Source organism: Pseudomonas sp. TUM22785, assembly GCF_028198105.1.
In the GTDB taxonomy this organism is placed as follows: Bacteria; Pseudomonadota; Gammaproteobacteria; order Pseudomonadales; family Pseudomonadaceae; genus Metapseudomonas; species Metapseudomonas solani.
Genome location: NZ_CP116239.1, coordinates 2,512,507 through 2,522,049, shown reverse-complemented (window position 1 = coordinate 2,522,049; position 9,543 = coordinate 2,512,507). Strand labels below are relative to the sequence as shown.

The 9,543-nt window shown below is 64.2% G+C and carries 9 protein-coding genes; 7 read left to right on the top strand and 2 right to left on the bottom strand.

From position 1 onward, the window contains the following. Window positions 1-25: 25 nt before the first annotated feature. Complete coding sequence (locus tag PI990_RS11760; RefSeq protein ID WP_271660699.1) at window positions 26-1,729, bottom strand: ShlB/FhaC/HecB family hemolysin secretion/activation protein; 1,704 nt, start codon at window positions 1,727-1,729, stop codon at window positions 26-28. Between the two features lie 280 nt (window positions 1,730-2,009). Beyond that, complete coding sequence (gene uraH, locus PI990_RS11755) at window positions 2,010-2,363, bottom strand: hydroxyisourate hydrolase (protein WP_031288154.1); 354 nt, start codon at window positions 2,361-2,363, stop codon at window positions 2,010-2,012. A gap of 407 nt (window positions 2,364-2,770) precedes the next feature. On the opposite strand from uraH, the gene puuE reads away from it, so the two are divergent. The 7 genes from puuE (at window position 2,771) to PI990_RS11720 (ending at window position 9,485) form a co-directional block, all read left to right on the top strand. Further along, window positions 2,771-3,700, top strand: coding sequence for an allantoinase PuuE (gene puuE, locus PI990_RS11750; RefSeq protein WP_021220528.1), 930 nt, complete (start codon window positions 2,771-2,773; stop codon window positions 3,698-3,700). Further along, window positions 3,697-4,212, top strand: coding sequence for a 2-oxo-4-hydroxy-4-carboxy-5-ureidoimidazoline decarboxylase (gene uraD, locus PI990_RS11745; protein WP_271660698.1), 516 nt, complete (start codon window positions 3,697-3,699; stop codon window positions 4,210-4,212). The genes puuE and uraD overlap by 4 nt, the downstream gene beginning before the upstream one ends. Before the next feature lie 55 nt (window positions 4,213-4,267). Next, on the top strand, window positions 4,268-5,263 hold the full coding sequence (gene alc / locus PI990_RS11740; protein ID WP_271660697.1) for an allantoicase: 996 nt from the start codon (window positions 4,268-4,270) through the stop codon (window positions 5,261-5,263). Between the two features lie 65 nt (window positions 5,264-5,328). Beyond that, window positions 5,329-5,832 (top strand): ureidoglycolate lyase, encoded by a 504-nt coding sequence (locus PI990_RS11735; RefSeq protein ID WP_021220531.1) that lies wholly within the window; start codon window positions 5,329-5,331, stop codon window positions 5,830-5,832. A 53-nt stretch (window positions 5,833-5,885) separates the two neighbouring features. Further along, on the top strand, window positions 5,886-7,214 hold the full coding sequence (locus PI990_RS11730) for a urate hydroxylase PuuD (RefSeq protein WP_271660696.1): 1,329 nt from the start codon (window positions 5,886-5,888) through the stop codon (window positions 7,212-7,214). Window positions 7,215-7,469: 255 nt separating this feature from the next. Next, window positions 7,470-8,816, top strand: coding sequence for a nucleobase:cation symporter-2 family protein (locus tag PI990_RS11725; protein ID WP_271660695.1), 1,347 nt, complete (start codon window positions 7,470-7,472; stop codon window positions 8,814-8,816). Window positions 8,817-9,266: 450 nt separating this feature from the next. After that, on the top strand, window positions 9,267-9,485 hold the full coding sequence (locus PI990_RS11720) for a hypothetical protein (protein WP_271660694.1): 219 nt from the start codon (window positions 9,267-9,269) through the stop codon (window positions 9,483-9,485). Window positions 9,486-9,543 lie beyond the last annotated feature (58 nt).

Genomic DNA, 9,543 nt, shown 5'->3' with positions numbered 1-9,543 from the left:
ACTGGAACTCCGGGCGAAGCTGAAATCAGAAGAAGAGGTCGAAGCGGAAGTACACCGGGTGCTCCTGGCGCGTGATGGCGTCAGGGCGTTCCAGGGACCGCGCGAAGGTGACCGAGGCGGCCAGGTGCTGGCCCCGGGCACTGAACTCGAAGGCGTTGCCGCTGAGGCGGCCGCTCTGGCCGGGGTTGTAGCGATCGCCGTGGATCACCCCCAGGTCGTAGGCGAAGGCAGCACCGTATTCCTGCACGAAGGGCTGCAGCACAGCCCAGGTCACCGGCCGGCGCCAGCGCAGCTGGTTGCGCCAGTAGGCGCCGGTGTCGCCGGAGAGGGATTGCTCCTTGAAGCCACGCACCGAGCTGAGGCCGCCGACGCTGATGCGTTGCGGGCTGTAGAGCACGTCTTCGCTGTGCTGGCCGTTGACCAGGCTGTCGAAGCTGAAGGATTCCCCCAGCAGCTGGAAGGACTGCAGGTAGCTGGCGGTGAGGCTGTACTTGTTGTAGCGGGCCTCGGGTGAGCGGTGGGACTCGGTGCGGTCGTGCTGGGCATCGAAGGCGCCGATGCCACGTTGCCAGCCGATATCGAGGTTGACGTAGGCATTGCCGATACGGCGGCCATGGTTGAAGCCCAGTTGGGATTCGGTGAGGCGCGGGCTGGAAGTGCCGAGCAGGCTGTTCTCCACGTAGTTGCGCGTTTCCACATGGGCGATGCCGAGGCTGGCCGCAGTCTTGCTGACGCTGTCGCGGTGCAGCACACGCTCGGCGCGCAGCTGGTGGTTCTTGCTCTCGCCGTCGGTGACGAAGGGGAAGCCGCTGTTGTCGTTACGGGTGCGGTAGTAGCTCTGGCTGTAGGCGTAGCTGAAGTTCCACCAGCCGTAGGGCAGGTTGTAGAGGACGCTCTGGTTGGCCGAGTGCTTCCAGTGGTCGCTGGCCAGGTCGCCGCCGCCGCGCAGGCTGAGCTGGTCGGCCAGGCCGAAGGGGCTGTCCCAGTCGAGGCTGGCGCCCCACTGCTGCTCGCCGGTGCTGCGCTGGCCATCGTTGTGACGGTTCAGGCCCACGCGCCAGGGTTTGCTCGGCTCGCCGTTGAGCTGCACGCGGCTGCCGCCCACGTCCGCGCCGGGCACCAGCTCCAGTTGCGCGGGGCGCGACGGCAGGCGGTTGATCTGGTCCACCAGCTGTTCCATCTCGCGCAGGTCGAGCACTTCGCCGTTGCGGGCGGGCGACGCCATGGCCAGTTCGCGGTCGCTGGCGATGGCCGAACTGTCGAGGCCTTCGAGCTTGCCTTCGACCACGATGACGCCCAGCTCGCCGTCGGCCAGGTCCTGCTGCGGCAGGTAGGCGCGCGAAGTGACGTAGCCCTTGTCGATGTAGTGCTGGGTGATGGCCTTGAGCAGCTCGTTGAGGCGCCCGCTGCCCAGGCACTGGTTTTCGAAGGGCTTGAGCAGCTCGCGCTGGCGCGACGCGGAAATCAGGCTGGCGCCCTGCAGGCGGATGCTGCGGATGTCGAAGCACGGCCCCTGGCTGGCGGGGGTGCTGGGCTGGACGGGAGCCTCGCGGCCGGGCAATTGCTGGAGGTCCTGCAGGCGCTTGCGCTGTTCTTCGAGGATGCGGTCCTGGCGCTCGCGGATCAGGTCGCGATCACCCGCGAAGGGTGCGCCGGGGCTGTCAGCGGCAAAAACAGAAAAAGCGGGGAAAAGCAGGCAGAAGCCCGCAGCGAAAGACTGCAGACGCATTGCGACCGTCCTTGGAATAGTGGCATCTCGACATCGGGGCGGCATTTTTATGGCGCCGGGAACTTTGCTCAAGCCCTTTCCCGACCAAATGCGAACCACTCGTCAGAGAGAGGGCGAAACGCCATCATCCTGGTACGGAAGTGCCATACCCCGCAGTCCAGACGGGATTCTCCTATCTAGCTCCATGCCGACAGGCGCCAAATCGCAGGCAAAAAAAAGCCCGCAGTGTGGACGGGCTGGGAAAAAGGACTCGCTGATGAGTCAGGGGGTAAGACGGGAACTAGCTACCGCGGTAGGTGGAGTAGCTGTAGGGGGAGATCAGCAGCGGCACGTGGTAGTGGTCCTGCTCGGCGCTGATGCCGAAACGCAGCACGACCACGTCGAGGAAGGCCTGCTCGGGCAGTTTCACGCCACGCTTGCGGTAATAGTCGCCCGCATGGAAATGCAGCTGGTAGACGCCGGTGGCGTAGCTCTCGCCCTGCAGCAGGGGAGCATCGCAACGGCCGTCGTCGTTGGTGGTGGTGCGGGTGATCAGCTCCATGCCGCCGTTCTCGACGCGGTAGAGCTCGATGCTGATGTCGCTGCCAGGGCAACCGTGGGCGGCATCCAGTACGTGGGTGGTCAATCGTCCCATTGCTTTCCGGGCTTCCGCTGCAGTCGTCGACCCGCGGTTGCCACGCCTCCTCTTTTCGTTGAATTCGGTGCATCCAGGGTGCCTACCGCCCCATGAAAGGGCATCCAAAGCACCGCGATGCGACAAATATAAGACATTATTCTTCAGAATTGTACACAATTATTCGAGAATTTTTCCCACCTCCACGGCCGCCCGGGCAGCTGGCACCATTTTGATGCATACCTCCACCCGACAAGGGTTTTATTGCAAAGAGCTGACCAATCAGGCAAGTTTTTTGCAAACCTGCAGAACGTCGACTTGGGCAAATATTCGATTTACAAAACGCAACGACATTTGTATACAATCACCCATCACGTTCGCGCAGCCACGGCTCCGCGAACCCTCAATAGACAAGAAGGAATCCAGTAGTGAGCCTCGACTACCCCCGCGACCTGATCGGCTACGGCAGCAATCCCCCGCATCCGCACTGGCCGGGCGAGGCTCGCGTCGCCCTCTCCTTCGTCCTCAACTACGAGGAAGGCGGCGAACGCAACATCCTTCATGGCGACAAGGAATCCGAAGCCTTCCTCTCCGAGATGGTCGCGGCGCAGCCTCTGCAGGGCGCGCGCAACATGAGCATGGAATCCCTCTACGAATACGGTAGCCGTGTCGGTGTCTGGCGCCTGCTCAACCTGTTCAAGAAGCACGACATCCCGCTGACCATCTTCGCCGTCGCCATGGCCGCCCAGCGTCACCCGGACGCCATCCGCGCCATGGTCGAGGCCGGCCACGAGATCTGCAGCCACGGTTACCGCTGGATCGACTACCAGTACATGAGCGAGGAGCAGGAGCGCGAGCACATGCTCGAGGCCATCCGCATCCTCACCGAACTGACCGGCGAGCGCCCCGTGGGCTGGTACACCGGCCGCACCGGCCCGAACACCCGCCGCCTGGTGATGGAGGAAGGTGGCTTCCTCTACGACTCCGACACCTACGATGACGACCTGCCCTACTGGGACCCGGCCAGCACCGTGGAGAAGCCGCACCTGGTCATCCCCTACACCCTCGACACCAACGACATGCGCTTCACCCAGGTGCAGGGCTTCAACAAGGGCGACGACTTCTACGAATACCTGAAGGACGCCTTCGACGTGCTCTACGCCGAAGGCGCCGCCGGCGCGCCGAAGATGCTGTCCATCGGCATGCACTGCCGCCTGCTGGGCCGCCCCGCGCGCCTCGCCGCCCTGGCCCGCTTCATCGAATACGTGAAGAGCCACGACAAGGTCTGGTTCGCCCGCCGCGTGGACATCGCCCGCCACTGGCACACCACCCACCCTTTCCAAGGCAACGCCCAATGAGCAGCTTCCAGAAGATCACCCCGTCCAGCCTGTCCCGCGATGCCTTTGTCAGCGCCTTCGCCGACATCTACGAGCATTCGCCCTGGGTCGCCGAGAAGGCCTACGACCTCGGCCTGGACGCCAGCGTCGACCAGATTGACGGCCTGCATCAGCGCATGTCCGACATCCTCCTCAGCGCCAGCCACGACGCCCAGCTGGCCCTGATCAACGCTCACCCGGACCTGGCAGGCAAGGCCGCCGTCCGTGGCGAACTGACCGAAGCCAGCACCAACGAACAGGCCGGTGCCGGCATCCACGAATGCACGGCTGAAGAGTTCTCGCGCTTCACCGAGCTGAACGACGCCTACAAGGCCAAGTTCGGGTTCCCTTTCATCATGGCGGTGAAGGGCAGCAATCGGCACCAGATCCTGGCGGCCTTCGAGGAGCGCATCCACAACTCCCCCGAAGCCGAATTCAGCCGGGCCCTGGCCGAGATCAACAAGATCGCGCTGTTCCGCCTGCAGCAGATGTAACCCCAGCTGCAGGCACGCCCTACGCAATGCCACTGTTTCAAGGCAGACAGCAACGATGAAGAGCTACGCAGTCCCCTTCGAAAAGTACGTCAACCTCGCCGATGCCCGCCTCGGGACCCGAGCCATCTCGGTCACCGACGACTGGTTCGCTGACGTCAACCGCCTGTTCCAGCCGACCGCGGCCGTCTGGAAGGAAGGCGTGTTCGACGACAACGGCAAGTGGATGGACGGCTGGGAATCCCGCCGCAAGCGTTTCGAAGGTTACGACCATGCCGTGATCCGCCTGGGTGTACCGGGCTCGATCAAGGGCGTGGACATCGACACCAGCTTCTTCACCGGCAACTACCCGCCGTCCGCGTCCCTCGAAGGCTGCTTCGTGGCCAACGGCGACCCGGACGAGAACACCCAGTGGAGCGACGTGCTCGGCGCCGTGGAGCTCGAGGGCGACAGCCACCACTACCACGCGATCGACAACGACCAGGCCTTCACCCACCTGCGTTTCAACATCTACCCCGATGGTGGTGTGGCGCGCCTGCGCGTATACGGCGTGCCCCATCGCGACTGGAGCGCGGTCGGCGACAACGAGCAGGTCGACCTCGCCGCCGCCCTCAATGGCGGCCGCGCGCTGGCCTGCTCCGACGAGCACTTCGGGCGCATGGGGAACATCCTCAACCCGGGCCGTGGCATCAACATGGGTGACGGCTGGGAAACCGCCCGCCGCCGCACGCCTGGCAACGACTGGGTGATAGTCGCCCTCGGCCACCCCGGTGAGATCGAGCGCATCGTGGTCGACACCCTGCACTTCAAGGGCAACTACCCCGACAGCTGCTCCATCCAGGCGGCCTTCGTCAAAGGCGGCACCGACAGCCAGATCGAGACCCAGAGCCTGTTCTGGCGCGAGCTGCTACCGAGCCAGAAACTCTCGATGCACACCGAGCACGAATACACCGAACAGATCCGGGCCCTCGGCCCCGTCACCCACGTACGCCTGAACGTGTTTCCGGACGGAGGCGTCAGCCGCCTGCGCCTGTTCGGCAAGGTGGCCAGTTAACGCCGGACAGCTTCCGGCAACCCCCGTCACCGTGGCGGGGCGACAGTAAGGATAAGAAGAACAGCATGCGCACTCTCAAGATCGAGCCCCTGACCAAAGAAGCCTTCGCCGCGTTCGGTGACGTCATCGAAACCGAAGGCAGCGAATTCTTCATGATCAACAACGGCTCCACCCGCCGTTACCACAAGCTGGCCACCGTCGAAACGGCCCAGCCGGACGACAAGGCGATCATCAGCATCTTCAGCGCCGAATCCCTGGAGATGCCCCGCCCCATCAGCATGCTTGAACGACATCCGCAGGGCAGCCAGGCCTTCATACCGCTGCTCGGCAACCCCTTTCTGGTCGTGGTCGCGCCCGTTGGCGATGCACCTGTACCGGGTCTGGTCCGTGCTTTCCTCACCAATGGCAAGCAGGGCGTTAATTACCATCGCGGCGTTTGGCACCACCCGGTGCTGACGATCGAAAAGCGGGATGACTTCCTGGTGGTTGATCGCAGTGGTTCTGGCAACAACTGCGATGAGCATTACTTCACCGAGGACGAACAGCTCTTCCTCGACCCCCACCACTAATAAGAGAAGCCCAGCGATCGCCGTGCCGATCGTTCGGGAAAGAGGTACGTACTGTGGAAGCACATCTGACCGAATGGCTGAACCTGAGCATTCGCTGGGTTCACATGATCACCGGTATCGCCTGGATCGGCGCATCGTTCTATTTCGTCTGGCTGGAGAACAACCTCAACCGCAAGGCCCCGCGCGACGGGCTGGCCGGTGACCTGTGGGCGATCCACGGAGGTGGCATCTACCACCTGGAGAAATACAAGCTCGCCCCGCCGAAAATGCCGGACAACCTGCACTGGTTCAAATGGGAAGCCTATTTCACCTGGCTGTCGGGCGTCGCCCTGCTGACCGTGGTGTTCTACCTGAACCCGACCCTGTACCTGATCGCCCCCGGCCTTGACCTCGCCCCTGCGGCAGCCATCGCCATCGGCGTGGGTTCGCTGATCGCCGGCTGGTTCATCTACGACCTGCTGTGCGACTCGCCCCTGGGCAAGCAACCCGCCCTCCTCGGCCTGATCCTCTTCGTGCTGGTGATCGGCGCGGCATGGGGCTTCACCCAGGTGTTCAGCGGTCGTGGTGCCTACATCCACGTCGGCGCGCTGATCGGCACCATCATGGTCGGCAACGTGTTCCGCATCATCATGCCGGCACAGCGTGCACTGGTTAAGGCGATCGAAGAGAACCGCACCCCGGACCCAGCCCTGCCGGCCAAGGGCCTGCTGCGCTCGCGCCACAACAACTACTTCACCCTGCCGGTGCTGTTCATCATGATCAGCAACCACTTCCCGAGCACCTACGGCAGCAAGTACAACTGGCTGATCCTGGCCGGGATCGCGGTGATCGCCGTTCTCGTGCGCCACTACTTCAACACCCGCCACGAGAGCAACAAGTTCGCCTGGACCCTCCCGTCCGGCGCACTGGGCATGATCTGCCTGGCCTTCGTCACCTCGCCGAACTACAAGGCCGCCACCGCGCCCACCGCCAACGTCGCCCCGGTCACCGCACCGGCCAAGACCGAAGCCGCAGCGCCGGCAGCCACCACCGAAGCCAGCAAGCCCGCTGAGCAGGCCCAGGCTCCGGCCCAGCCCGCCACCGAGCAGGCGCCCGCTACCGCCCAGGCCAATGCCGGCAGTGCGGATTTCGACAAGGTCCACAGCGTGATCCAGGAACGCTGCTCCGTCTGCCATTCCGCCACCCCCACCAGCCCCCTGTTCACGGCGGCTCCGGGCGGCGTGATGTTCGACACTCCGCAGCAGATCCAGGCCCTCGCGCCGAAGATCCAGGCTCAAGCCGTCGCTACCCAGATCATGCCGCTGGGCAACATCACCCAGATGACCCAGGCCGAGCGTGACCTGATCGGCTCCTGGATCGCACAGGGCGCCAAGACCAACTGATCTCGACCACGACGGGCCGCATCCCCAAGCTGCGGTCCGTGTTTCAAGCCTGCCCCAGGCAGGCTTTTTTTATCGTCTTCCGGCACGGCGTTCCGGTGCAGCCCCAGCATCAGGCCCTGCCATTTGTTCCGCGTGCCCCGTCCACCGCCCACAGCTGGGCCTGGACGGCAGAAACATGAATACCAGGATCGCAGCCGGCCTTTGCCGGCTGCGGCCTATAAGGCTCAACAAAAACAAAAGCGCCAGAGGTGTTGCATGACCAAGCTGACCGAGCCCGAGCTCGCCATTCCGCCCGCCGATCAACGCCTGCCTCTGCTGCAACTCCTGCTCGTCGGCATCCAGCACGTGTTGCTGATGTACGGCGGCGCCGTGGCCGTGCCGCTGATCGTCGGCCAGGCCGCCGGCCTGTCCCGCGAGGAAATCGCCTTCCTGATCAACGCCGACCTGCTGGTCGCCGGTATCGCCACCCTGGTGCAGTCGCTCGGCATCGGCCCGGTGGGCATCCGCATGCCGGTGATGATGGGTGCGAGCTTCGCCGCCGTCGGCAGCATGGTGGTGATGGCCGGTATGCCCGGCGTCGGCCTGCAGGGCATTTTCGGCGCGACCATCGCGGCTGGCTTCTTCGGCCTGCTGCTGGCCCCCTTCATGGCGCGCATCGTGCGCTTCTTCCCGCCGCTGGTAACCGGCACGGTGATCACCTCCATCGGCCTCACCCTCTTCCCCGTGGCGGTGAACTGGGCCGGCGGCGGCAGCAAGGCGGTGCAGTTCGGCGCCCTGGAATACCTGGCAGTCGCCGCCCTGGTGCTCGGCATCATCCTGCTGGTGAACCGCTTCATGCGCGGCTTCTGGGTCAACGTCTCGGTGTTGATCGGCATGGCCGTGGGCTACCTGGTTGCCGGCGGCATGGGCATGGTCGACCTTGCCGGCCTGGAGCAGGCGCCCTGGTTCCAGGTGGTCACGCCACTGCACTTCGGCATGCCCAAGTTCGAGCTGGCCCCGGTGCTGTCCATGTGCCTGGTGGTGGTGATCATCTTCGTCGAGTCCACCGGCATGTTCCTCGCCCTGGGCAAGATCACCGGCCGCGAGGTCTGCCCGAAAGCACTGCGCCGTGGCCTGCTGTGCGACGCCGGCGCCTCCTTCTTCGCCGGCTTCTTCAACACCTTCACCCACTCCTCCTTCGCCCAGAACATCGGCCTGGTGCAGATGACCGGTGTGCGCAGCCGCTACGTCACCGCCGTTGCCGGCCTGTTCCTGATCACCCTCAGCCTGCTGCCCAAGGCCGCCTTCCTGGTCGCCTCCATTCCGCCCGCCGTCCTGGGCGGTGCGGGCCTGGCGATGTTCGGCATGGTCGCCGCCACCGGCATCAAGATCCTCCACGAAGCGGACATCACCGACCGTCGCAACCAATTGCTGGTGGCCGTGAGCATGGGCATGGGCATGGCGCCGGTGGTGCGCCCCGAATTCTTCGCCCACCTGCCCCACTGGATGGAGCCCATCACCCACAGCGGCATCGCCATGGCCACCGTCAGCGCCCTGGTGCTCAACATCCTGTTCAACGTCCTGGGTGAGAAGGAACGCAGCCATCACTGCGCCGCCCACTGAGTTTTGCTCCCACCTGAATGCACCCACCCGGTGAGGACAGGAACTACAGCCCGCCTACAAAGCGGGCTTTTTTATGGGCATCCGCCTGCGAAAGGAATGGCCAGGCATTTTCGAGTAACCGTAGGTTGGGCTGAGGAACGAAGCCCAACGTAGCTGGGTTCGGCTCCGTGTCGTTGGGCCTCGCTGCGCTCGGCGCCAACCTACATTTCAGGCAATAACCACGTGCTTTACAGGACGTTCGGGGGAGGCCCGTGGCGAGTCGATCGGTCGCAGGCAAAACGGCCAATTTTATGTACACAATTTTGATTTATTTTGTTACCCAGCTTGTAAACAGGATGCTATATTCGCAAAACCTGACCCGCAGTTCAGTTTCCGAACTCGAGGCGGCTCGCGGGACGGCTGTAACCCGCAAGCCCACGACCTACAAAAATAACAGGCAGGCTTTGAACGATGAACGCATCCGCCCAGACCGGCACATCCGGCGCCGTCCGCCGCCCGGACCGCGACATGCCCACTGTCCTGCCCTCCCCGTTCACGACATTCCCCACCGAGGCCTTCCCCCACGAGGCCCGGCGCATTTCGCACGACGCAGCCGAACAGCCCAGCGCTGAAGATCGCCCGTCGCCGCCCCGGAATCCGAAGACCGACCGCGTCGTCATGCCGAGCTGACGCCAGGACGGCCAACCCGGAATCCCTCCACGCCTCCAGCAAGACCGCCCTGCTCCGT